General features: G+C 69.1%; 24 protein-coding genes. 10 read left to right on the plus strand and 14 right to left on the minus strand.

The window, feature by feature from the left end:
- Positions 1–23 precede the first annotated feature (23 nt).
- Together IPJ61_RS15450 and IPJ61_RS15455 are read left to right on the plus strand one after the other, a co-directional pair.
- Positions 24–2108, plus strand: coding sequence for an NAD(+) synthase (locus IPJ61_RS15450; protein WP_297109501.1), 2085 nt, complete (start codon positions 24–26; stop codon positions 2106–2108).
- 5 nt (positions 2109–2113) lie between these two features.
- A complete protein-coding gene (locus tag IPJ61_RS15455; RefSeq protein ID WP_297109504.1) occupies positions 2114–2731 on the plus strand; it encodes a DUF1345 domain-containing protein in 618 nt (205 codons plus the stop codon).
- Here IPJ61_RS15455 and ald read toward each other — a convergent pair.
- From ald to IPJ61_RS15470, 3 genes are all read right to left on the minus strand, one after another.
- On the minus strand, positions 2728–3846 hold the full coding sequence (gene ald / locus IPJ61_RS15460) for an alanine dehydrogenase (protein ID WP_297109507.1): 1119 nt from the start codon (positions 3844–3846) through the stop codon (positions 2728–2730). The genes IPJ61_RS15455 and ald overlap by 4 nt on opposite strands.
- 108 nt (positions 3847–3954) lie before the next feature.
- Positions 3955–4863 carry a PfkB family carbohydrate kinase gene (locus tag IPJ61_RS15465; protein ID WP_297109510.1) on the minus strand — a complete coding sequence of 303 codons (909 nt, stop codon included), beginning with the start codon at positions 4861–4863 and terminating at the stop codon, positions 3955–3957.
- Positions 4864–4941: 78 nt separating this feature from the next.
- Positions 4942–5922, minus strand: coding sequence for an ADP-ribosylglycohydrolase family protein (locus IPJ61_RS15470; protein WP_297109513.1), 981 nt, complete (start codon positions 5920–5922; stop codon positions 4942–4944).
- A 62-nt stretch (positions 5923–5984) separates the two neighbouring features.
- Here IPJ61_RS15470 and IPJ61_RS15475 point away from each other — a divergent pair, with 62 nt between their 5' ends.
- Positions 5985–7202: an L-lactate MFS transporter gene (locus IPJ61_RS15475; RefSeq protein ID WP_297109516.1), complete on the plus strand. Its 1218-nt coding sequence runs from the start codon at positions 5985–5987 to the stop codon at positions 7200–7202.
- Between the two features lie 32 nt (positions 7203–7234).
- On the opposite strand, the gene IPJ61_RS15480 is transcribed toward IPJ61_RS15475, so the two are convergent.
- Positions 7235–7756: a DUF6553 family protein gene (locus tag IPJ61_RS15480; RefSeq protein WP_297109520.1), complete on the minus strand. Its 522-nt coding sequence runs from the start codon at positions 7754–7756 to the stop codon at positions 7235–7237.
- A 157-nt stretch (positions 7757–7913) separates the two neighbouring features.
- Positions 7914–9272, minus strand: a complete 1359-nt coding sequence (gene dnaB / locus IPJ61_RS15485) for a replicative DNA helicase (RefSeq protein ID WP_297109523.1) — start codon at positions 9270–9272, stop codon at positions 7914–7916.
- A 286-nt stretch (positions 9273–9558) separates the two neighbouring features.
- Between dnaB and IPJ61_RS15490 the strand changes: the two genes are divergently transcribed.
- From IPJ61_RS15490 to fumC, 4 genes are all read left to right on the plus strand, one after another.
- Entirely contained in the window at positions 9559–9870 is a 312-nt protein-coding gene (locus IPJ61_RS15490) for a metal-sensitive transcriptional regulator (protein ID WP_297109527.1), read from the plus strand.
- 13 nt (positions 9871–9883) lie between these two features.
- The gene (locus IPJ61_RS15495) at positions 9884–10090 is read left to right on the plus strand and encodes a heavy-metal-associated domain-containing protein (protein ID WP_297109530.1); all 207 of its coding nucleotides are present in this window, start codon (positions 9884–9886) and stop codon (positions 10088–10090) included.
- A 129-nt stretch (positions 10091–10219) separates the two neighbouring features.
- Positions 10220–11365, plus strand: coding sequence for a septal ring lytic transglycosylase RlpA family protein (locus IPJ61_RS15500; RefSeq protein WP_297109533.1), 1146 nt, complete (start codon positions 10220–10222; stop codon positions 11363–11365).
- 267 nt (positions 11366–11632) lie between these two features.
- Positions 11633–13024 (plus strand): class II fumarate hydratase, encoded by a 1392-nt coding sequence (fumC, locus tag IPJ61_RS15505; protein WP_297109536.1) that lies wholly within the window; start codon positions 11633–11635, stop codon positions 13022–13024.
- Between the two features lie 44 nt (positions 13025–13068).
- Here the strand turns inward: fumC and IPJ61_RS15510 are convergent, their stop codons facing one another.
- From IPJ61_RS15510 to IPJ61_RS15540, 7 genes are all read right to left on the minus strand, one after another.
- A complete protein-coding gene (locus IPJ61_RS15510; protein ID WP_297109538.1) occupies positions 13069–14340 on the minus strand; it encodes a glycosyltransferase in 1272 nt (423 codons plus the stop codon).
- A 100-nt stretch (positions 14341–14440) separates the two neighbouring features.
- Positions 14441–15043, minus strand: coding sequence for a DsrE/DsrF/DrsH-like family protein (locus IPJ61_RS15515; protein WP_297109541.1), 603 nt, complete (start codon positions 15041–15043; stop codon positions 14441–14443).
- Positions 15044–15055: 12 nt separating this feature from the next.
- Complete coding sequence (locus tag IPJ61_RS15520; RefSeq protein ID WP_297109543.1) at positions 15056–15373, minus strand: TusE/DsrC/DsvC family sulfur relay protein; 318 nt, start codon at positions 15371–15373, stop codon at positions 15056–15058.
- 10 nt (positions 15374–15383) lie between these two features.
- Entirely contained in the window at positions 15384–16691 is a 1308-nt protein-coding gene (gene sqr, locus IPJ61_RS15525) for a type III sulfide quinone reductase, selenoprotein subtype (RefSeq protein ID WP_297109545.1), read from the minus strand.
- A 268-nt stretch (positions 16692–16959) separates the two neighbouring features.
- On the minus strand, positions 16960–17487 hold the full coding sequence (locus IPJ61_RS15530) for a MarR family winged helix-turn-helix transcriptional regulator (protein ID WP_297109548.1): 528 nt from the start codon (positions 17485–17487) through the stop codon (positions 16960–16962).
- A gap of 17 nt (positions 17488–17504) precedes the next feature.
- Positions 17505–17765 carry a GlsB/YeaQ/YmgE family stress response membrane protein gene (locus tag IPJ61_RS15535; RefSeq protein WP_297109551.1) on the minus strand — a complete coding sequence of 87 codons (261 nt, stop codon included), beginning with the start codon at positions 17763–17765 and terminating at the stop codon, positions 17505–17507.
- Between the two features lie 42 nt (positions 17766–17807).
- Positions 17808–18080 carry a CsbD family protein gene (locus tag IPJ61_RS15540; protein ID WP_297109555.1) on the minus strand — a complete coding sequence of 91 codons (273 nt, stop codon included), beginning with the start codon at positions 18078–18080 and terminating at the stop codon, positions 17808–17810.
- A 245-nt stretch (positions 18081–18325) separates the two neighbouring features.
- On the opposite strand from IPJ61_RS15540, the gene IPJ61_RS15545 reads away from it, so the two are divergent.
- Positions 18326–18601 (plus strand): HPr family phosphocarrier protein, encoded by a 276-nt coding sequence (locus IPJ61_RS15545; protein ID WP_297109558.1) that lies wholly within the window; start codon positions 18326–18328, stop codon positions 18599–18601.
- Positions 18598–20265: a phosphoenolpyruvate--protein phosphotransferase gene (gene ptsP, locus IPJ61_RS15550; protein ID WP_297109561.1), complete on the plus strand. Its 1668-nt coding sequence runs from the start codon at positions 18598–18600 to the stop codon at positions 20263–20265. Before IPJ61_RS15545 ends, ptsP begins: the two co-directional genes overlap by 4 nt.
- Positions 20266–20316: 51 nt before the next feature.
- Here the strand turns inward: ptsP and IPJ61_RS15555 are convergent, their stop codons facing one another.
- Together IPJ61_RS15555 and IPJ61_RS15560 are read right to left on the minus strand one after the other, a co-directional pair.
- Positions 20317–21771, minus strand: a complete 1455-nt coding sequence (locus IPJ61_RS15555) for an NAD-dependent succinate-semialdehyde dehydrogenase (protein ID WP_297109564.1) — start codon at positions 21769–21771, stop codon at positions 20317–20319.
- 120 nt (positions 21772–21891) lie between these two features.
- Positions 21892–22704: an HAD-IIA family hydrolase gene (locus tag IPJ61_RS15560; protein WP_297109568.1), complete on the minus strand. Its 813-nt coding sequence runs from the start codon at positions 22702–22704 to the stop codon at positions 21892–21894.
- A gap of 192 nt (positions 22705–22896) precedes the next feature.
- On the opposite strand from IPJ61_RS15560, the gene IPJ61_RS15565 reads away from it, so the two are divergent.
- Entirely contained in the window at positions 22897–23967 is a 1071-nt protein-coding gene (locus IPJ61_RS15565) for an NAD(P)H-dependent glycerol-3-phosphate dehydrogenase (RefSeq protein ID WP_297109571.1), read from the plus strand.
- Positions 23968–23986: the final 19 nt, after the last annotated feature.

Below are 23986 nucleotides of genomic sequence, written 5' to 3' on the forward strand. Positions count from 1 at the left end.
GAGGGCATGCGAGACTTGGGCGCATGGAGTTCACGTCGCTGTACAGCCACGGGTTCGCGCGCGTCGCGGCCTGCACGTTCCCCGTCGCGCTGGGCGACCCGGCCACGAACGTCGACCGCATCGTGGAGCAGGTCCGGCTGTGCCACGACGACGGCGCCGCCATCGCGCTGTTCCCCGAGCTGAGTCTCAGCGGGTACTCGCTCGACGACCTCTTGCTCCAGGACGTGCTGCTCGACGCCGTAGATGAGGCGATCGTCCGGCTCACGAAGGCGACGAAGAAGTTGCGGCCCGTCGTGGTCGTCGGGGCGCCGCTGGCGACCCCGTCCGCGCTGTTCAACTGCGCCGTCGTGATCCACCGCGGGAAGGTGCTCGGCGTCGTGCCGAAGTCCTACCTGCCGAACTACCGCGAGTTCTACGAGAAGCGGCACTTCGCCGCCGGGAACGGCATCACCGGGCAGCTGGAGCGGCCGCACTGGCCCGGTACCGACGAGGATGGCGATGTCCCCTTCGGTACGGACCTGATCTTCGACGCACAGGACGTCGCCAACTTGCGGTTCTTCGTCGAGATCTGCGAGGACATGTGGGTGCCGATCCCGCCCTCGACGAGGGCGGCCCTCGCCGGGGCGAATCTGGTGCTCAACCTCAGCGCGTCGCCGATCACCGTGGGGCGTGCCGAGGACCGCGAGCTGATGGTGCGTTCGCTCAGCGCCCGCTGCAACGTCGCCTACATCTACGCCGCCGCGAGCTTCGGTGAGTCATCGACCGATCTGTCGTGGGACGGTCAAGCCATCGCCTACGAGGCCGGCGAGTTGCTCGGCGCGTCCGAGCGGTTCCCGCAGGGAGCAACGCGCCTGGTGGTCGACGTCGATCTCGACCGCCTCGCGCAGGAGCGCCGTCGCCAGGGAACGATTGGAGACAATGCGCGCGCCGAGGAAGCCGCCCCTGGCGCGTTCACGTGGGTTCGCTTCGGGCTCAAGCCCCCGACCGGCGACCTTGGGCTGCGTCGGCCCCTGGACCGGTTCCCGTTCGTGCCCGACGACCCCGCCCGGCTCAACCAGGACTGCTACGAGGCCTACAACATCCAGGTCTCCGGCCTGGAGCGGCGCATGCTCGCCATCGGGGGAGGGATCCCGGAGCGCGCGCCGAAGATCGTCATCGGCGTCTCGGGCGGCCTCGACTCGACCCACGCGCTGATCGTCGCCGCCAAGGCGTGCGACCGGCTCGGCCTGCCCCGCACCCACATCCTGGCGTTCACCCTGCCGGGGTTCGCGACGTCGTCGCACACGAAGAACAACGCGACGCTGCTGGCCGAGGCCCTGGGAGTGACTTTCGAGACCGTTGACATCCGGCCCATGGCCGAGTCGCTGCTGAAGGCGCTCGGGCACCCGGCCGGCGACGGCGAGCCTGTCTACGACGTCACCTACGAGAACGTCCAGGCCGGCCTCCGCACCGACTTCCTGTTCCGCGTCGCGAACCAGCGCGGGGGCATCGTGCTCGGCACCGGCGATCTGTCCGAGCTCGCCCTCGGCTGGTGCACCTACGGCGTCGGCGACCAGATGAGCCACTACGGCGTCAACGCCGGCGTGCCGAAGACGCTGATGCAGCACCTCATCCGCTGGGCGATCAACACCGATCAGTTCCCGGAGGACGGCGTCAACGAGACGCTGCTGTCCATCCTGAACACGGAGATCTCGCCCGAGCTGATCCCGGTACCTGACGGCGCCAAGCCGCAGTCCACGCAGGACTCCATCGGCCCCTACGCCCTGCACGACTTCACGCTGTTCGGCGTGCTCCGGCGTGGATACCGGCCGAGCAAGATCGCATTCCTCGCCTGGTGCGCCTGGCGCGACATCGACGCCGGCGAGTGGCCCGCGGGTTACCCCGACGCCGACCGTACCGCCTACGATCTCGCCACCATCAAGCACTGGCTAGGGGTTTTCCTCCGCAGGTTCTTCGCGAACCAGTTCAAGCGCACCGCCATCCCGAACGGACCGAAGGTACTTGCGGGCGGCTCGTTGTCCCCCCGCGGCGACTGGCGGATGCCGTCCGACGCCTCGGCTGCGGCCTGGCTCGCGGAGCTTGAGCGCAACGTACCCGAGAGCGTGTGATCGGCATGGGCCGCACCGCGCACCGGTACGTCCGGCTCGCCGTATCCCTCATCCTGGGAATCGTCGCGGGACTCCTGGGTGGGCCGCTCGGGCCGGGCGCCGGGGCGCTGCTCGGATGGTCGGTCGGTGCGCTGGTCTACGGCCTTTGGACGTGGGGTCGGGTGTGGGGACTCGACGTCGACCAGACGCGGGCGCACGCCCAGGAGGAAGACCCCGGGCGGGGCCTCATGGACGCCTTGCTCGTCGTGGCCGCGATCGGCAGCGTCGGTGGCGTCGCGCTGGTGCTGGTTGCGGCGAAGGGCAGCGGGATCGCCGCGGCCACGCTGGGCGTCGCCGGCGTCGTCGCCTCCTGGGTGCTCATCCACACCGTCTACGGCGTTCGGTACGCCGATCTGTACTTCTCCGCGCCCGCGCCGCCCATCGACTTCGGCGACGAGCAGCCCACCTACACCGACTTCGCCTATCTATCGTTCTGCCTGGGGATGACCTACCAGATCTCCGATACCAACCTGAAGACCAGGCAGCTGCGCAAGGTGGTGCTGTGGCACACGCTGCTGTCCTACTTCCTGGGCGCGGTCGTGCTGGCCTGCACGATCAACCTGGTGTCAGGCCTGGCCGCCTAAGCCTCGATCGCGGCCTCGACCGGGGTCCACTCTCGTCCGAACGCGGCGGCGACCGGCTCTGACGTCAACAGGCCGGCATGCGCAGACAAGCCGCGGGCGACGGCGGCGTCGGCGCGCATCGCCCCTTGCCAGCCGTGGTCCGCGAGCGCACGGACATAGGGGAGTGTGGCGTTGGTGAGCGCCCAGGTCGACGTCACAGGCACGGCGCCGGGGATGTTGGCGACGCAGTAGAACGTGGATCCGTGCACCGGGAAAGTGGGGTCGGCGTGCGTCGTCGGACGGCTCGGCTCGAAGCAGCCGCCCTGGTCGATCGACACGTCGACGAGCACCGACCCGGGCTTCATGGTCGCGACCATGTCGTCGGTCACCAGCTTCGGCGCCCGGGCACCCGGGGCGAGCACGGTGCCGATGACCAGGTCCGCGTCGCGCAACGCCTGCCGGATGACAAGCTCCGACGAAGCCAGCTGATGCACGCGGTTGTCCCAGATCCGGAGGCAGTCACGGAGCTTGTCGAAGTTCGTGTCGAGCAGCGTGACGTCGGCGCCCATGCCGACCGCGATGTGGGTCGCGTTCTGCCCCGCGGTGCCGGCGCCGAGCACGACCACCTTCGCGTTGGCGACGCCCGCGATGCCACCCATCAGCACGCCGCGCCCGCCGTTGTTCTTCAGCAGCGCCTGCGCTCCGAGCTGCGGGGCCAGGCAGCCCGCCACCTCGCTCATCGGGTACAGCAGCGGCAGCATCCCCGACGGCAGTTGCACCGTCTCGTACGCGACCGCCGTCACGCCGGAGGCCAGCAGCGCGTCGGTCAGCCGCTCGTTGGCGGCGAGATGCAGGTAGGTGAAGAGGGTCAGCCCGGGCCGCAGCCGGTGGTACTCCTCCGGGAGCGGCTCCTTGACCTTGAGCACGAGGTCGGCGTCCGCCCACAACAGGTCTGGATCCTCGACGATCACGGCACCGACGGCGCGGTAGTCGTCGTCCGCGATGGCGGACCCGACTCCGGCGCCGGTTTCCACCGCCACCCGGTGCCCGCGGGCGACCAGCTCGTGCGCGCCCACAGGCGTGAGCGCCACGCGGAACTCGCTGTTCTTGACCTCGCGGGGGACACCAATGAGCATGTGGCCAAGTTACGCCTGTTTTGTCTCATCTGACTGCGCGCCGGAAAAGTACACCCAGATAGGGCTTTCGGCGCGCCGATGGCGGGTTTGCCCCATCTGGCCGCACTTTCACGGCAGAGCGGCCGCCAACTCCTCGCGGGTGGGGCCTGTCGCCGACCCCAGACGGGTGACGGCGAGGGCCGCCGCTGCGTTGGCGCGTCGGATGGCCGCGGGAAGGGTGAGGCCTTCGGCGAGGCCCGCGAGCAGCGCGCCGGCATGGGCGTCGCCCGCGCCGGTGGTGTCGACGACGTCGACAGGGATCGAGCCGATCAGCTCCGGATCCGCGTCGCGGCGATGCAGCCACGCGCCGTCGGCCCCGACGCGCGCGACGACCACCGCGCCGTCGGCCAGGCGTGGCCAGAGCGTCGTCAGCGTCCCGCCGGGCTCCTCGCCCAGGAGGCCGAGCTCGCGCTCGTTCAGGCTGAGGACGGTGGTCGCGGCCAGCGCGGCGTCGAGGACATCCGACGGGATCTCGGCGATGAGCGGGCCGGGGTCGACCAGCAGCGTGCGCGGCCGGAACCGGGCAAGCCAGCGAGCGGCCGCCGGGCCGGTCGTCGGGTAGACGAGGTCGTAGCCGCTGAGATACACGGCGTCGTCGGGCCGCCAGTCGATGGAGGCGAGGTCCTCGTCGGTGATCTGCTGCTCGACGCCAGGGCTGGTGACGAACGTGCGCTCCCCGTCGGGCTCCACGAGGCCGATGCAAGTGCCGGAGTCGCCGGACGGGCCACGCGGGAGGAGGGCGTCGACGCCGAGGTCGCCGAGGGCACGGATCAGGAGGTCGCCGAGCGGCCCCGTGCCGATCCGGCCACAGAGCGCCGTCGGCAGGCCGAGACGCACCGCCGCGGCCGCGATGTTGAACGCGCCTCCGGCCTGCGTCGCGACCGGCCCGGCGAGCACGTCGCCGCCCCGCGCAGGGAGCCGGGGCACGGTCATCAGCTGGTCGGCGATCACGCTCCCGATCACGACGAGCCTAGTCATGGCGTACCGCCGGACCGCTGGTTGAGCCGGATCCCCGCGCGAAGCGCGGGGTCCGCGGCGAAACCAATGAACTGGCACTCACCGTCGAATCCCCATCAAGTCGAGGGCAAGGGCGCGGAGGCTCAGGTGCGCGTTGGCGGTCTCCAGCTCAGCGATGGTGTCGGGCGGAAAGGCATCGACGCCGTGCACCGCGCCGAGGATGGCGCCGGCCATCGCGGCGACGGTGTCGGAGTCGCCGCCCAGCGAAGCCGCGGCGCAGACACCGCCCCAGGGATCGTGGGCGTAGACGGCGACGACCGCCAGCGCAGCGGGCACAGCCTCCTGCGTGGCGACCGAGGTGCCGACGAGCGCGTGGATCGCGCCCAGCGGATCCGGCCCCGAAGCGAGCGAGAGTGCCCACCGGATCCGATGCGCAACCGAGGCGCCCGGCGTGTAATGGCCATGGCCGGCGCCGAGGTCGGCGGCCTCGACGGCCACCTCGAGCGCGTCCTCGATGGCCGCGCCGTCGATCCCTGCGGAGACGGCGGCCCCGACGGCGGCGGCGCCCGCGTTGGCGATCCGTGTGTTGTGTGTCAGCGCGTTAGCCTCCGCGATGTGCGCGACGAAGTCCTGCAGCGGCAGCGGGCGGTACACGATGCCGAGGGGCGCGACGCGCATCGCGGCCCCGTTCGTGTCGCCCCATCGGCCGGTCTCCGCAACGGGCACACCGCCCTGAAAGGCCCGGATCGCGCGGAGGGTGGACGGCCCCAGCAGGTCCAGCGAGCCGCGCGCCTCCATGTCGGCGTGCCACCGGGCTAGCGCCGCGGCGAACGCGTGCGGATCGACGGTGCCGCCGCCTTCGAGCAGCAGTCGGCCGAGGATGACGGCCTGTTCCGTGTCGTCGGTGACGGTGCCCGCCAGCTGCCCGGGGCTGATGGGGTTCTCCGCAGGCCCGGGATGGAACCGGTCGAGGACCCCGTATAGCTCCGTCACCCGGGCCCGGTCGAGCATCTGCGTCGGCATCCCCAGGGCATCGCCCAACGCCAGTCCGATCAGGGCCCCAACAGCTCGTCCCAACATGGCGCCAACCTACCCGACCCCTCGTGTCTGCGCCCATGTGCCCTCCGGCAGACTTGGACCCCGTGCGATGGTTGGCCCTTGTCGGCGGTGTCCTTGTTCAGCTCGTGATCGGCGGGGTCTACGCGTGGAGCTTGTTCGGGCGCGCACTGCAGTCGCCCGACGCGATGGGGCTGGGGCACGTCGAGGCGACGGTGCCGTTCGAGCTCGCCATCGGACTCATCTTCGTCGGGGCATCGGTCGGCGGTCGGCTGCAGGACAGGAGCAGCCCGCGGATGGTCGCGCTGATCGGCTGCGCCGTCTACGGCGTGGGCGTGATGCTGGCGTCGTTCGCCCGCGAGGCGTCGGACCTGTGGCTGTTGGTCCTCGGGTACGGCGTCGTCGGCGGCTTCGGCCTCGGCATGGCCTACATCGTGCCCATCGCGTTGCTGCAGAGGTGGTTCCCGCGGCACCGGGCCATCGTGACGGGGCTTGCGGTCGGCGGGTTCGGTTTCGGCGCGACAGTGACGTCGCCGATGGCGCAGTGGCTCATGGCGCGCACGCCGACCGAGCCGACGGCAGCGTTCCTTCCCCTCGGCGCCGGTTACCTCGTGTTCGGCCTGCTCGGCGCCGCGCTGCTGTCGTCGCCACCGATGGAGCGCGAGACCAGTGGGTCCGACGGTTCGGCCGGCGCGTCGGAGCCGTCCGGCCTCACGGTCGCGCAGGCCCTCCGCACTCCGCAGTGGTACCTCCTCGCGGGGACGCTGGCCGTCGCGGTGGCCGCGGGGATCGCGCTGATCTCCATGATGGCGGCCGCAGCGGTCGACGTAGCGGGCCTCGACGCCGCGGGCGCGGCCACCGCGGTGGGTCTGCTCGCGCTGTGCAACGGCGGCGGGCGGATCGTGTGGGCGGCGGTGGCGCAGCGCCTCGGGCAGCTGCCGGTGCTGATGGTGATCCTCGCGCTCGAAGGCGCAGCGCTGCTGTTCCTGCCGCACACCTCCGGGGCGTGGTTCCTCGCGCTCGCCGCAGTGGTGTACCTCTGCTACGGCGGCGCGTTCGGTGCCCTGCCGTCAGCGGCCGGTGCGGCGTTCGGCATGCGCCACGCAGGCGCGATCTACGGTCTGATGTTGATCGGGTGGTCGGCGTCAGGCGTCGTCGGCCCGCTGCTGGCTTCGGCGCTGGTGGGCGACGCGGGCAACTACCGCTTGGCGTTCAGCGTACTGGGCGCCCTCGCCGTCGTCGGCGTCGCGCTGCCGTTGACCTGCCGCCGGATCGGCCTGACAGCCACCGCCCCGACCCGCTGATGCTCATCTGTATGTCTGCAGGGGGTCGGGGTTCAGGCGAAGGGGTCCAGCAGGTGACCGACCTCGGCGAGTGTTGCCGGGCGCCTCTGTAACGCCGACTGGAGCGCCGGCTGGCCCTGCGGGACGGCGCCGAGGTAGCCCGCGATCAGCGTCGCAGGCAGGCGGCCCGCGCCCCTCGCGGTCGACCGTGCGCCGACGACCACCGTCAGCACTGCGGCAGCATCGTTCGCCATCTTCCCGGCGATCTCCTCCTTCGGGAGCCGCCTCAGCCCGAACAGCGAGGTGCCGTAGCTGGAGTCGTCGATGCACGTGGCCCAGTAGCGCTCGGCGGCGTCGCGGAGGGCCTCGAAGAACTCCTCCTCGCCGACCTCGTCGATGACACCCGCGTTGCCGTTCAGGAACGCGTCAATCGCGCGCCGCGCGGTGCGGTCGCCCGTGCGGCTTCCCGCCGCGCGGGACTCAACGGCGAGCCCGAGCCAGAACCCGAGGAACCGATCGCCGCCATTGGGCAGGTAGCGAGCACGGGCGAGCGGTGAGGATGCGTCGTCGGCCATGCGCAGAACCTAGCAGTCCCGCCCTGAGCGTCGTGGCAGCGGTGTTCGTCGTCGGCCGCGTGGTGCACGGCATCCGCTGCTCCGCCGCCACTGACCGGCTCGCCCGGCAGGTCCTCGCCGGAGGAAGCTTTGTTCGGCGAACTTCCGACGCGGGGCACTAGACAGGAGCGTTCGTGAACCGGCTGTAGTGGCCCTGGAACAGCGCGTCGATCTTGCCCGTCTCGCCGTTGCGGTGCTTCGGGATGTGGAAGGCGGCGAGCCCGCGCTCCTCGTCGGTGGGGTTCTGCGTGTACATCTCCGGACGGTGCAGCATGATCACCATGTCGGCGTCCTGCTCCAGCGAGCCGGACTCGCGGAGATCCGACAGCTGCGGGATGCCGTCCTTGCGCTGCTCGGTGTTACGAGAGAGCTGCGAGAGCGCGATCACCGGGATCTCGAGCTCCTTTGCCAGCAGCTTGATCTGGCGGGAGAACTCCGAGACCTCGAGCTGGCGCGACTCCACCTTCTTGCCGGAGCTCATCAGCTGGATGTAGTCGATGCAGAGCAGCTGCAGGTCGTGGCGCTGCTTGAGCCGCCGGGCCTTGGCGCGGATCTCCATCATGGTCAGGTTGGGGGAGTCGTCGATGAAGAGGCTCTTCTCCTGGAGCAGCACCGACTTGTCGGTGATGCGCTGCCAGTCCGTCTCGTCCATCTTCGAGCCGCCACCGCGGATGCGGCCCAGCGGAACCGACGCCTCCGCGGAAAGGATCTTCATCACGATCTCGGTGCGGCTCATCTCGAGCGAGAAGAACGCCGCGGTGAGGTTGTGGTGGATGGCCGCCGAGCGGCAGACGTCGAGCGCGAACGTCGACTTCCCGACGCCGGGCCGCGCCGCGACGATGATCATCTGGCCGGCGTGCAGGCCGTTGGTGAGCCGGTCCAGCTCCGTGAAGCCGGTGGGGACGCCGGAGAGGGCGTCGCCCGACGACTGGATGGCCTCGATCTCGTCGAACGTCGGCTCGATCAGCTCCCGCAGCGACTTGTAGTCCTCCGAGGCCTTCTTCTCCGTGACCTCGAAGAGCGTCTGCTGCGCCTCGTCGACGATCTTGTCGACCTCGCCCTGGCCCTGGTAGCCGAGCTGCGCGATGCGGATGGAGGCGTTGACGAGCCGACGGAGGACGGCCTTGTCGCGGACGATGTCGGCGTAGTAGGGCGCGTTCGCGGCGATGGAGACCGACGCCAACAGGTCGTGCAGGTAAATGGCCCCGCCGACCTTCGCGAGCTGACCCGACTTTCCGAGCTCTCCGGCGACGGTGATGGGATCCGCGGGCTCACCGCGACCGTAGAGGTTGAGGATGGCGTCGAAGATCGACTCGTGGTTGGGCCGGTAGAAGTCGACCCCGCGGAGCACCTCGACGACGTCGGAGATGGCGTCCTTCGACATCATCATGGCGCCTAGCACGCTCTGCTCGGCGTTCAGGTCCTGCGGCGGGGTACGGTCCAAATCGCGGTCGTCGTAGACCGGTGCCTGGGTCATGGCGGGGACCTCCTTCGCGCTCGATCGTCTTAGGGTAGGGCAGCCCTCGGACAGTTTTTCGGGGACGGTCGCGGCCACTTATCCAACCCTGTGGGTAACCCTGGGGACAGCGTGTGGACGGCGGTGGACAAGGCCGACGACGCGCCGACGGGGATGTGGAGGAGCCTGTGATGTGTCGACAGATCGCCGTTATCAAATCGTTATATTTGGCTGGGTGCTACGTGTCGGTGGGGTCGAGTGTCGACTCTTTACCCCCTGGGGGTATAGTGGCGCGAAGGAGGTTGCGATGGGAGAAGGGCACGACGCGGACGTGCATCCGCACCGGGGATACAGCCCGGAGAAGGCCGCGTACCTGCGTCGCCTGAAGCTGATCGAGGGGCAGGTGCGGGGGATCGCACGCATGGTCGACGACGACCAGTACTGCATCGATGTTCTCACTCAGGTCGCGGCCGTCACGAGCGCGCTGAAGGCGGTCTCGCTCGGGCTGCTGGGCGACCACCTGTCCCACTGTGTCGCCGATGCCGCCCGCTCGGGCGGGTCTGAGGCCGACGAGAAACTCGCAGAAGCGCTCCAGGCCATCAAGCGCCTGGTCAAATGAAAGGAAGCGAATCATGATCAGCAACTACACCGTCAGTGGCATGACCTGCGGCAACTGCGTCGCGCACGTCACGGAGGAGGTCTCCGAGGTCGCGGGCGTAACCAACGTCGCCGTGCAGCTCGACGGCAGCATGGTCGTCGAGTCCGGGGAGCGCATCCCGTTCGACGCCATCGTCGAGGCCGTCCGCGAGGCCGGCGACTACATCGTCGTCGAGGCCTGACTCGGGCCGGGAGCCAGGGCTACCGCCACTTCCCAAACGAATCCTAAGAAACGTTTTGGATTTTCTCAGGAAACGTTTTACGCTGAGGGAGCTCGATGAACTTCGGGTTCCCTCTTCGCTTGGAGAACAATGGCAAAGGTCTTGATCCCCGCCGTCGCCGGTGGCACCGCGCTCATCCTCGTCGGCTCGGTCGCTCTCGCCACTGCATTGCAGAAGAACGACGTCGAACTGACCGTCGACGGCGCCACGGAGTCGATCTCCGTGCGCGAGCGCACGGTCGGCGAGGTGCTCGACCTTCAGGGCATCGAGCTCGGCGATCACGACGTGGTGCTGCCCGCAGCCGACACCCGCGTCACCGACGGACTGGCCATCTCCGTCTCCTACGGCCGCCCCCTCGACCTCACCGTCGACGGCGAGTCCCGAACCGTGTGGACCACGGCCCGCACCGTCGGCGAGGCGTTGCAGCAGCTGCAGATCGACGAGGCCGACGCCAAGCTCTCGGCCACCCGATCCTCGGGCATCGCCCGCGAGGGCCTCGACCTGGTGCTCACCACCGCCAAGGACGTCACGCTCGTCAAGGCGGGCGACGACGCCGACGTGCGCGTCGCCGGCACCGTGGGCGACCTCCTGGCCGACCAGGGCATCACCGCTGACGACGACGACATCGTCAAGCCCGCGCTCGACACCGCGCTCGAGGACGGCATGAAGGTGAAGTACGTCGAGGTCACGGTCAAGAAGCGCACAGAGAAGACCACCGTCAAGCACGAGTACCGCCGCGTGAACACGAAGTCGATGACCAAGGGTGCCACGAAGGTGGACACGAAGGGCGTCAACGGCAAGGCCGTCGAGACCTACAAGGAGGTCTACCGCGACGGCAAGCTGCACTCGTCGAAGCTCGTCGGCACCGAGGTCACGAAGAAGCCGGTCACCGAGGTGATCAAGGTCGGCACGAAGGTCGTGAAGCCGAAGGCCAACCCGAACCTGTCTCCGGCGAGCGGCTCGAGCTGCAAGGCCTCCTACTACTGGCAGGGCCAGATGACGGCCACCGGCGAGCGGTTCAACCCCAACGCGATGACCGCTGCCCACAAGACCTTCAAGTTCGGCACCAAGGTCAAGGTCACCAACCCGAGCAACGGCAAGACCGTCGTCGTCCGGATCAACGACCGAGGCCCCTACATCGCCGGGCGCTGCCTCGACCTCTCCCGGGCCGCGATGCAGGCCATCGGCGGCACCTCCGCGGGCGTCATCACGGTCAAGTACCAGGTCGTCTCGTAGTCCTTTCCCCCCACGGGTCCCCCACCCGTTTCACGCAAACGCCACCAGGACAAGGGGTTCTGGTGGCGTTTGTGCACCCCGGCTTGTGACGCGGCGCAGGGTACGTTAGTATCCAGTTGCGGGCACGAAAGTGCCTCGCAGAAGGCCCCGGTCCGTTGTCGCCCCCCAATTGCAACGGGCCGGGATCTTTGCGTTCAGGGGAAGTACGCGGCCCCAATCCGTGGCACCGCCGTTCCGGGCAGGGTGGGGCAAGTAGCCTTACGGGGCATGGGATACCGCATCGAAACCGACTCCATGGGAGACGTGCAGGTCGCTGACGACCGCTACTGGGGCGCTCAGACCGAACGCAGCCTCCACAACTTCGACATCGGCCGCGACTCGTTCGTCTGGGGTCGTCCGATGATCCGCGCCCTCGGGGTGCTGAAGAAGGCCGCGGCTCTTGCCAACGCCGAGCTGGGTCAGCTGCCCGCCGACCGCGCGGAGCTGATCGCCCAGGCGGCCGACGACGTCATCGCCGGCGCGCTCGACGACCACTTCCCGTTGGTCGTCTTCCAGACCGGCTCCGGCACGCAGTCGAACATGAACGCCAACGAGGTCATTTCCAACCGCGCCATCGAGCTGGCCGGGGGAGTGCGCGGCTCGAAGACGCCCGTGCACCCCAACGACGACGTCAACCGCGGTCAGTCCTCCAACGACACCTTCCCAACCGCCATGCACATCGCCGTGGTGAGCGAACTCGCGGGGCTTTACCCCGCCGTCGCCGAACTGCGCGACGTCCTTGCCGCCAAGGCCGCGGAGCACGACGACGTCGTGATGGTCGGCCGCACGCACCTCCAAGACGCGACCCCGGTGCGCCTCGGCCAGGTCATCGGCGGCTGGGTCGCCCAGATCGACTTCGCCCTCGACGGCGTCCGCGCGGCCGATGCGCGTGCCCGCGAGCTGGCCATCGGCGGCACCGCCGTTGGGACAGGTCTGAACGCGCACCCCGATTTCGGCCGCACGACCGCCAGGAAGATCTCCGAGGAGACGGGGCTCGAGTTCGCGCAGGCGCCGAACCTGTTCGCGTCGCTCAGCGCCCACGACTCCCTGGTCGAGGTCAGCGGCGAGCTGCGCGTGCTCGCCGGCGCGCTGATGAAGATCGCCAACGATGTGCGCTGGTACGCCAGCGGCCCGCGCAACGGCATCGGCGAGCTGGTGATCCCGGAGAACGAGCCGGGCAGCTCGATCATGCCGGGCAAGGTCAACCCGACCCAGTCCGAGGCGCTCACCATGGTGGCGGCGCGGGTGTTCGGCAACGACGCCACGGTCGGCTTCGCCGGTAGCCAGGGCAACTTCCAGCTGAACGTCTTCAAGCCCGTCATGGCGCACGCCGTGCTCGAGTCCATTCGCCTGCTCGCCGACGGCTCCCGCTCGTTCAGCGCGCACTGCGCCGTCGGCATCGAGCCGAACCTGGAGCGGATCGCGGCGAACCTGGCGTCGAACCTGATGCTGGTGACGGCACTCAACCGCCACATCGGCTACGACCTCGCGGCCAAGATCGCCAAGCAGGCGCACAAGCAGGGCACCTCGCTACGCGAGTCCGCCGTCGCCAACGGCGTCGCGGGCGAGGATTTCGACCGCTGGGTGATCCCGGTCGACATGACGCATCCGTCTGCCTGACGCCTGCTGGAGCCGCGCAGTAGGCGCAGATCGGTGGATCGAGGCTAAGCCCGAGGAGCGGCGAGTTCCTGGTAGATGTCGAGCATCGTCTGGGCCTGGGACGCGATGCTCCACTGGCTGGCGAGCTCCACGGAGCGGTGCGCGGCGGCGGTGCGCCAGTCGCGGTTCTGGAGGCGATCGATGACGCGGAGGAGGCCCGCGGCGAGGGAGGCCGCCGTCGGGCGGGTGAACTCGCCGTTGACGCCCGGGTCGATCACGAGGTTCAGCTCATGGTCGACGGAGACGATGGGTAGCCCCGCCAACGCGGCCTCGTGGAGGACGAGGGCCTGCGTGTCGGTCTGGCTGGGGAACGCGAACACGTCGGCCATGCCGTAGTACGCGCCCAGCGCTTCGCGCTTCTGTTCGCCCGGCAGGATGATGCGTCCGGCGTCGCGACCCTCCGCGAGGACCTTCTTGATGTGGGTGTAGCGCTGCCAGTCGCCGACGATGCACAGCCGCGACTCCGGCAGCTGCGCGTGGACCAGCGCGAACGCCTCGGCCAGCAGTGGGATGCCCTTCTCCGGCGCGATCCTGCCCGCATACAGCACCATCGGGCCGGCGGGGTGTGGGATCGGCGGCGGGCCGGGCGGCAGCGGGTCGACGCCGTTGGGAACCACGCGGATGGGGATGTTCGGCGCGATCTCGCGGCAACGCGCGGCCGTCTTCGGCGACGGCGTCGTCGTCAGCACCGCGGCCTCCAGCATCTTCTGCGCGACACCGAGCAGCAGCGCCGTCGAGCGGCCGCGGTCCTCGTAGCGGACCTCGGCGTTGCGGAGGTCGTTGGAGTCGACGAGTTCGCCGCGGGTCACCAACGGGAGCGCGCGCACCACTCCGGTCAGCAACGGGAGCACCGGCGCGTAATGGTCGGCATAGGCGTCATAGTCGGTGTGCCAGGTGACGAGCATGGGGATGCCGAGTCGCCGGGCCGCGAGCCAGCCGAGCGCGCCGACGGTGCCGAGGCCGTGCACGTGCAGGAGGTCCGGCGAGAGACGAGCGAGCTCATCGATGGTGCGCTCGAAGTGTCTGCCGTTCGCCACCCGGGTCGGCATCTTGGGCACGCGCACGGACGGCAGCCGGATCTCGGTGCGCCCGGGCCGCCCGTGGTGGGGGTTCGGCCCCTTGGCGTGCGGTGCGACGACGATGACCTCGTGTCCCGCGTCGAGCAGGTTGCCCTCTAGGTGCTGGACGGCGAACATCAGCCCGTTGCTGCCCGGCCCGTAGTTGTCGGTGAACTCGGCAACGCGGAGAGAGCGCGCGGCGCCGGCGGGTTGAGTCACCCCGTCACTCTAACCGGAACCGTGGCGATGGGTCGGGATCTCCGCACAGCGCGCTTGAGCGTTGCAGATCCGGCCTACGGTCACGCTCCAGGAGATCCTCCTAGATGAACACGATCTGGGCGCCCTCCGACTTCTCGATGAAGTCTGCGGCGGAAATCACGGCGAGCACGCCGGGGTGGAGGTTCGCCTTCTTGAGCTGCATCATGTCGACGCTCAGTTGGCACGCCCAGAGCTTCGCGCCCATCGCCACGACGTGGTCGATCATCTCCGGGACGCTCGGGATGTCCATGCCGGCCATCATCTTCTTCATCATCGCGGTCGACGCCGTCGTCACGCCGGGCAGTGCAGCGAGGCCCTGCGGGATGGACACCGCGCCCAGGCCGCCCTTCAGCCGCTCCAGTTGTGGCATGTGCATTGCTGTGTTCCCGCCGAACGAGAACTTGAGCGAGTCCATGGTGCGCAGGTCGACGATATCGAGGCCCCAGAAAGTGAAGAAGTACTCCACCTCGATACCCTCGCCGAGCGCAGCGTTGCCCATGATGAGAGCCGGGTAGGCCATGTCCAGGTTGCCCTTGGAGCAGATGAACACCATCTTGCGCGGGCCGGCAGCGGCCGATGACGCGGGTCGCCCGTCGACGGCAAGGGTTGTGGTTCGGGCGTCGCCGAAGTCGGGGATCAGGTTGCCGTCGGCATCGATGGGCATGTCCACTCCTTCTCAGACGCACGCGCGCGGCTTCGGCCGCCCCGCGATGTAGGCGATCTTCTTCGCGGGCTTGCCCGGGAACAGCTCGAAGAGCCGCTTGATCTGGAACCCGCCCGCCTTCTGCATCCGGCGCAGCGTCGGGGCCTCACCGGTCGTGTCGAAGTCCGCGCGGGCGAAGCGGATCACCCGCCAGTGCTCGTCGGTCAGCTCCTCGACGCCGGCGATGCGGGCGAGCAGCGCGGCCAGCTCGTCGTCCCATTGGGCGGCGACGCGGAGGAATCCCTCGTCGTCGACCTCGACCGGCCGGCCGAGGAAGGTGTTGGTGGGCATCGGTCCTCCTTCAGGACGGGGTGCGGCGGGGGATGAGGCGACGACGGCGGGCCGGTGCGTAGCCGTCGGGCAGCTCGACGCCGTCGGGCACTTCCTTGCCCTCCATGGAGAGGTGCGGGGCGAACGGCAGCGGCCGCCCGCGGATCAGCATCTCCCAGTAGACGGCCTCAAACCCGAGCTTCGCCAGGTGGTTCGCCCGCGAGGCGCCGAGCAGCCGCAGCGCGGGCACGCGGTAGATGGGGAACCGGCCGGGCAGCGGCTCGACGTCGTAGTTGAAGTCCAGCAGCATGGCCTGGCCGCGTCCGGACTCGATGAAGCAGTTGGCATGCCCGTCGAATCGCTCGGGCAGCGGACGCCCCTCAAGGTGCGCGACGATGTTCGGCACCAGAGCGTCCGTCATGAAGTGGGCGACGGAACCGGCCTTCGACGTGGGCACGTTGGTGGCGTCGCCCGCGGCCCAGACGTCTGGGTCGTCCGTGCTCTGCAGCGTGTGCTTATCGACGCGGACGAAGCCCAGCTCATCGGCGAGCCCGGACTCGGCGAGGTAGTCCGCTCCGCGGTTCGGGGGGATGGTGACGCATAAGTCGAAGGGGGCGCGGCGGCCGTCGTAGCTCACCAGTTCGGCGGCGTCGTTGTCGATGTGCTCTATCTGGAAGTCGGTGACCAGCTCGATACCGCGCTCGCCAAGCAGTCGGCCGAGCCGTCGCGAAGCGACGGGTCGGGTGAAGGCGCCGTCGAGAGGGGTGACGAGCACGACGTCCACCGAGGGGTGGAGCCCGCGACGCCTGAGGTAGTCCTGGGCGAGCAGCGCGAACTCGATGGGGGCGACGGGGCACTTGATCGGCATCTCGGAGATATGGACCACCAGCCGACCCCGCTTCATGGCGGCCAGCGCCGGGCGCAGCGCCTTCGCGCCGTCGAGGGTGTAGAAGTCGAACACGCGGCGGCGCCAGAGCGCGCCGTCGGCCATGCCAGGGATGACGTCGGGCCGCGGGGTGGTGCCCGTGGTGACGATCAGCTGGTCCCAGGCCAGCTCGCGCCCGGATGCCGTTCTGACAAGGTGATTCGTGCGGTCGATGGTGGCGACGTCATCCTGGACGAAGTTCACGCGCTTGGGGAGGTAGCGCCGCCGGTCCTTGGAGACGCGTCCCGCGGGCATCATGCCGAAGGGCACGAAGAGGTAGCCGGGCTGGTAATCGTGCCGATCCGAGCGGTCGACGACGGTGATCTCAGCGCCATCCAACTCGGGACGTTTCGCCAGCAGGTTCGCGAGCGTCGTGCCGGCCGTCCCGGCACCAAGTATCAACAACGCTGTCATGGTCCGCCCTTCCTTGGGAGGTGGATCCACTATATACCTGCGGGGGTATAGGTCACTGTTGCTCCGACGTCTTGCCTCGCGTCAGAATCTAGATAAACGACATAGCGCGCGGGCCGTTCGCATTCTGCTCGGCCGTTCCCCGACCGCAGCGGCCTGGTTCGACGGCGTCAATGAGGAGCCCGACATCTCGCCTCGCTTCCGCACACCGGCCTGGGCGCGACCGTGGTGATTCACGACGCGACGATGCGGCTGTCGCAGAGCTGCTCGGCTATCCGACGCTCGATCCGGTCGCCGACTGATCGGCGAGGGCTTCGAGAGCGTCGGAGATCTGGACGAGGACCAGCGCGGCGACCGCGGCGTCGGCGTCGTCGATCTTGTTGATCTCGGCGACCAGCGTCGCATGGTGGTCGCCGAGGGCGGCGTCGACGTGGCTGACCGCAGCCTCTGTGGGGCGCAGATGGTGCGCCCGGCGATCGGTGGGGTGGCTGATCCGCTCGACGTAGCCCTTGCTTGCTAGGCGGTCGACGATGTTCGTCACGTTGGCGCTGCTGGTGCCGAGCATGAAGATCAGGTCCTTGGGACTCAGGTTGCGCGCGTCGCGGCTGGCCTGGACCAGGTAGCGCAGCGCCCGTAGATCGAGGGGGGAGAGGCCCGAGGCGCGGAGGTCGCGGACCTCCTGGACGTGCTGCGCGCGGCGCAGCCGAAGCAGCGCCACGCTCAATGCCCGCCCCGCCTCGCTCTCAGGCGGGGCGGAGTACAGATGCTCCTCCTCGCGGAGGACGATCGTCTTGGGCACGGCACCTCGCTAGTGAATCAGGACTTGCGACCGACGATCACACCGTAGATGAGAAGCACGACGATCGAGCCGAGAATAGCGAGCAGCCAGGTCTGAAGCGAGAAGAACTCCTCCAGAGGGGCGTTGAAGAAGACGCTGCCGAGCCACCCGCCGACGAGCGCGCCGACGACGCCCAGGATCATCGTGGCGAGCCAGCCGCCACCCTGCTCACCCGGGAGGATCGCCTTCGCGATGGCGCCCGCGATCAGGCCCAGGAGCAGAAATCCGAGAAATCCCATGATCAGTTCCTCTTTTCAGGGAGAGATGTTGTGTGGAGCAGGTCAGCGGTCGCGTGCATCGTCGATGGCGTCGCGAGCCCGCTCGCCGGCGTCCTTGACCTGCTCGCCGACGTCGTGGGCGGCGTCCTTCAGTCGGTCGCCCGTGTCCTTGGCGGTGTCCTTGACCTCTTCGGCCGCGCGCTTCGCCGCGCCCTTGACCTGGTCGGCGCGACCCTCCGCGACGAGCTTGTCGTCACCGGTCGCCTTGCCGACGGCCTCTTCAGCCTTGCCCTTGAGCTTGTCCAGCCCGGCGCTCAGCTTGTCTCCGATACCCATCGTCTTCACCTTTCGTCCGATGGAACCAAATTCCTTAACTATTAAGTAATTCAGTGCGTAAGATACACACTATACGATGAAGCGGGGAGGTGCAAGGCGATGGCGCGGCGCGGGCGCGCGCACACGTCGGCCGTCGAAGCGCAAGTGCGCACACAACGGTTATAGATTCGCGAACCCGGCACTGCCACAGCGCGGGCGAACTGTATGTTGTGAACCAACTGTTTTCCGGATGAGGAGTTACGACGATGTCCACCCGAACCGCCACCATCGCTTCCCGAGTCGGCCTGCACGCCCGCCCCGCGAGCCTGTTTGTCGCTGAGGCCACGAAGCACGGCATCCCCGTGACCATCCAGGTGGGCGAGAAGCCCGCCGTCGACGCGCGCAGCATGCTCGCCGTCATGACGCTCGGTGCCAAGTTCGGCGACGTCGTCACCCTGCGCTCCGACGCCGAGGGTGCGGACGCGGCGCTGGATGCGCTGGTCGCCTTCCTCGAGATCGACCACGACGCTCCTTCCGCATGAGCATCTCCGGCATCGGGGTAAGCCCCGGCTCCGCTCACGGCCGCGCCGTCATCGTCTCGACGGTGAAGATCACCCCTCCGGGGGAGCGCACCGACGATCCGGCCGCAGCGACCGAGGCCGTCACGGCCGCGCTCGGTGCCGTCGCCGCCGACATGGAGGTTCGCGCTGCCAAGGCCACCGAGAAGGCGAAGCCGGTCCTCGAGGCCACCGCGATGCTGGCCCGCGACCCCAGCCTGCTTTCCACCGCGACCGCGCGCATCGCCGAGGGCGAGGGCCCCGTCGATGCGCTGTACTTCGCGATCGAGCAGTACTGCGAGCTGCTGGCAAGCCTTGGCGGCTATATGGCCGAGCGCCAGGACGATCTCCGCGACATCTTCCAGCGTGCGGCGGCCGTCCTGCTGGGCGTCGCGCCTCCCGGCGTGCCGGAGATGACCGAACCGCGCGTGATCGTCGCGCACGACCTCGCGCCCGCCGATACTGCGACGCTCGACCCGGCGCTCGTCGTCGGCATCGTCACCGAGGCGGGCGGCGTGACGTCGCACACCGCGATCCTCGCCGCGCAGCTGGGCATCCCCGCTGTGGTGCAGGCCGTGGGCATCATCGAGGCCGCGCCGGAGACGGTGGGCCTCGACGGCGCCAGCGGGGAGGTCGTCGTCAACCCCGACGAGGAGACCGCGGCGAAGCTCGACGAGCGAAATCGTCGTCGGCTCGCGCTACAGGAGCTTGCCAGCGGCCCCGGCGCCACGAAGGACGGCCACCGGGTCCAGATCCTGGCCAACATCGGCACCGTCGACGACGCCCTGCGCGCCGCGAAGGTCGACGTCGAGGGCTCGGGCCTCTTCCGGTCCGAGTTCCTGTTCCTGGATCGTGCCGACGCGCCGTCGGTGGAAGAGCAGACGGAGACCTACACGAAGGTGTTCGAGGCGTTCGGCGGCCGCAAGGTCGTCGTCCGCACGCTCGACGCCGGTGCCGACAAACCGCTTGCCTTCGCCGACCTCGGCGAGGAGGAGAACCCGGCCCTCGGCGTACGCGGGCTTCGCCTGCAGCGCGTCCGTGAGGACCTGCTCGACGCCCAGCTGACGGCCATCGCGAACGCGGCGGCGGCCACGGGCGCGCAGGCGTGGGTGATGGCGCCGATGGTGGCAACGGCCGCGGAGGCGAAGTGGTTCACCGCGAAGTGCCGCGCCGCGGGTCTGCCGACGGCTGGCACGATGGTCGAGGTGCCGGCGGCGGCGCTGCGGTCGAAGCACGTGATGGCGGAGTGTGACTTCGCGTCGATCGGCACGAACGACCTGTCGCAGTACACGTTCGCTGCCGACCGGATGAACGGCCGCCTCGCCGGCCTGCTCACCGGGTGGCAGCCGGCGCTGTGGGAGTTGATCGTGGCGACGGTGGAGGGTGCCGACGGCAAGCCCGTGGGCATCTGCGGCGAGGTTGGCGGCGATCCGTTGCTCGCTCTCGTCGCCGCCGGTGCGGGCATCACGTCGCTTTCGATGGCCACGGGCAAGGTCGGCGTCGTGAAGGCCGCGTTGGCCAAGCACGACCTCGCCACATGCAAGGCGATGCTCGCCGCCGTCCTCGACGCGGTCTCGCCGGAGGACGCGAAGGCGGCCGTCATGGAACTCGTCGACCCAGAGGTCGCGGAGATCCTCGGCGCAGCCTGAGCAACGAAGACAAGAGAGGCACCCCGGCCGGGGTGCCCTCCTTGTGTCCGGCTACAGCGCCATGCCGACGTACTTGATCTCCAGGTACTCGTCGAGGCCCTCGTGGGAGCCCTCGCGGCCGAGGCCCGACTGCTTGACGCCGCCAAAAGGCGCGGCGGGGTTGGACACGATCCCGGTGTTCAGGCCCACCATGCCGCTCTCGAGCCGCTCGACGGCCTTCAGCGCGCGGCCGACGTCGCGCGAGTAGACGTAGGCCATCAGGCCGAACTCCGTGTCGTTGGCCAGTTCGATGGCGTCGTCGTCGGAGTCGACGACGACGATCGGCGCAACCGGGCCGAAGATCTCCTCGCGGAGCAGGCGGGCGTCGTGGGGGACGTCGGTGAGGACCGTGGGCGCGTAGAAGTAGCCGGGCCGGTCGAGCCGCGTGCCGCCGGTCAGCACCCTCGCGCCCTTCGCGACGGCGTCAGCCACCAGCTCCTCGACCTTCGCCAGCGACGGCTCGTCGACGAGCGGCCCGAGCGTCGTGCCCTCCTCGATGCCCGGCCCGACGACGAGGCCTTCGACGGCGGCCACGAGTTTCGTCCGGAACTCCTCGACGACGTCGCGGTGCACGTAGATCCGGTTGGCGGCGGTGCAGGCCTCGCCGTTGTTGCGGAACTTGGCCGGCATCGCGCCCGCCACCGCGGCGTCGGCATCGGCGTCGGCGAGCACCAAGAACGGCGCGTTGCCGCCCAACTCCATCGACGTCCGCAACACCGGGTCGGCGGCCTTGGCCAGCAGCGCCTGACCGACGCGGGTCGATCCCGTGAAGGTGAGCTTCCGCAGCCGCGGGTCGGTGAGAATCGGCTCGGACACCGCGGCGGAACGGCTGGTGACGATGCAGTTGACCACCCCGTCGGGAACGCCCGCCTCGGCGAACGCCTGCATCAGATACAGCATCGTCAGCGGGGTCTGCGCCGCCGGCTTGATGATGACGGTGCAGCCGGCGGCCAGCGCTGGGCCGATCTTGCGCGTGCCCATCGCCAGCGGGAAGTTCCAGGGTGTGATCGCGTAGACGGGACCCACAGGCTGCTTCATCGTCAGCAGTCGGCTGCCGCCCGCTGGTGCGAGCGACCAGCGCCCCTCGACCCGGCACGCCTCCTCGGAGAACCAGCGGAGGAACTCCGCGCCATAGGCGACCTCTCCGTAGGCCTCGGCCAGCGGCTTGCCCATCTCGAGCGTCATCAGCGTCGCGAAGTCGTCCCTCCGACCGATGATCAGCTCGAACGCGCGGCGGAGGATCTCGGCCCGCTGCCGTGGTTCGGTCGCGGCCCACGACGGCGCGGCGGCGCACGCCGCGTCCATCGCCGCCCGCGCGTGCTCCTCGGAGCCGTCGGACACCTCCGTCAGCACCTCGCCCGTCGCCGGGTCGTGCACAGGCAGCGTCGCGCCGGTGTCGACGAACCGCCCCGCGATGAACTGCCCCTTCGGGACCCGGGCCAGGATGCCCTCGATGTCGATGCTCATGCGCGTGCCTCTCCGACGGATAAGTGCTGTCACATCGAGGTTATGCGGATTTCGGGCCTCCGCGGAGCATCTCGGTGGCGTTTTCCGTTGCACGATGCGGCGACCGCGCACCGCCGTGGCTCAAGGAACGATGGGCAGGAGCTCGTCGATGCGATCGATGATGTAGGTCGGGCGCTCTGACTCCGGCAATGCCAGGACGTCGTCCACCGTCGACTCGCCGGTCAGAACCAGCGCGGACGACATCCCCGCGTCGACGGCCATCTTGATGTCGGTCATCAGACGGTCGCCGACCATCACGCACCGCGACAGCTCGATCCCGGTGCCGCCCAGCGCGGCCTCAACCATCACCGGCGACGGCTTGCCGAGGCTGACTCGGCATTTCGTGTTCGTGCATGCCTCGATGGCGGCGGTGACGGCCGCGCAGTCGGGCTCGCCGCGGCCGCCCGGGAAGGGACAGAACCGGTCCGGGTTGGTCTCGATCAGGAACGCGCGCTTGTGGAACCAGATGGCGTCGAACGCGATCTGCAGCTTGCGGTAGTCGAACCCGCGGTCATAGGAGGAGATCACGATGTCGATCTGCTCCGGGTCGTCGGTCAGGGTGAAGCCCGCGTCGAGGAGGGCGCGCTGCAGCGGCTCCTCGCCGATCACGAACAGCCGTGCGTCCGGATGGTGGTCGGTCAGCCAGCGCGTCGTCGTTACGACGGTGTTGGCGATGTCGTCGAGCGACGTCGGCAGCCCCAGACGCTCCAGCTTCTCCTGGTACATGTGGGGGTCCTTCGTGGGGTTGTTCGAGAGGAACTTCACCACCTTGCCCGCGGCTCGGAGGCCCTCGATCAGCCGCTTCGCGCCGGGGAGCAGTTCCTCACCCAGATAGATGGTGCCGTCGAGATCGAAGATGTACGCGTCGTACCAGTCGGTTGGGGCTTTTCGCATGGTCCTACCCTTCCATCCCGGCTCGGCGCTCGCGACCTGATTAGGTCAGATGAGATCCAGGCGCGTGCAGAACCCCGGCTCAATTTGTCCCGTGCGTCCGGTCTCGAACAGATAACGTCAGGGCTACGCGACTCGCGCACAGCAGGCGGTGCCGGTCCCCCCATCCCGGCGCGCATCATGGAAGGCAGGCACGTGGCAGTCATCGCAGTTCTCGGAGCGGGCATCATGGCCAGCTCACTCGCCACCCCACTGGCCGACAACGGTCACCAGATGCGGCTGGTCGGCACCCATCTGGATCGCGACATCATCGCCTCGATCCAGGCCACCGGCATACACCCGAACCTCGGGTTGGCGCTGCCGGAGGGCACCACCGCTTACCAGCTGGAGGAAGCGGCTGAGGCTTTCGACGGCGTCGATCTCGTGATGAGCGGCGTGAACTCGTTCGGTGTCCGCTGGGCCGGCGCCCGGCTCGCCGAGCTGCTGCGGCCCGGCATGCACGTCATCGCGCTCGCCAAGGGAATGGAGGCCGACGACGACGGCACCCTCACCATCCTGCCGAGGGTGCTGGCCAGCGAGATCCCAGAGGCACTGCGCGACCAGCTGACCTTCTCCGCCATCGCAGGCCCATCCATCGCGGGCGAGGTGGCTGTGCGCCGCCACACCTCCGTCGTCTTCACGGGGGAGGATCCCGAGACGCTGTCGATGTGGCGGGACCTCTTCGCCACCGACTTCTACCACGTGTGGACCAACACCGACCTCGTCGGAGTCGAGGTGTGCGCAGCCACCAAGAACTGCTACGCGTTCGGTGCAGGCTTCATGTCCGGTGTGCTCGATGCCATGGGCGAGGCCGCGGGCGACCGCTACGTGAACTTCAACTACGGCGCCGCCATCTTCGGGCAGGCGTCGATCGAGATGGTCGAGTTCATGGGCCTCCTCGGTGGAGATCCGACGACGCCGCTCGGCCTCCCCGGCATCGGCGACTGCTTCGTCACATCGATGGGCGGCAGGAATGTGAAGTGCGGGCGCCTCGTCGGTGCCGGCCTGACCTTCAGCGAGGCCCGGGCACAGATGCCCGGAGTGACGCTCGAGGGAGCCGCCGCCATCGGTGTGATCGGCGCGGCGATCGCTCGGCTCACCGAGCGCGGCCTCGTGGCAGCCGACACGTTCCCGCTGCTGCGCCACCTGTACGAGGTCGTCGGCCTCGACCGACCCGTCAATGTCCCGTGGACGTCGTTCTTCGGAGCCAACGGCTCCGGCCGGTAACCACACCCGCGAGACACCT

Source organism: Tessaracoccus sp. (assembly GCF_016714275.1).
Classification (GTDB): domain Bacteria; phylum Actinomycetota; class Actinomycetes; order Propionibacteriales; family Propionibacteriaceae; genus Arachnia.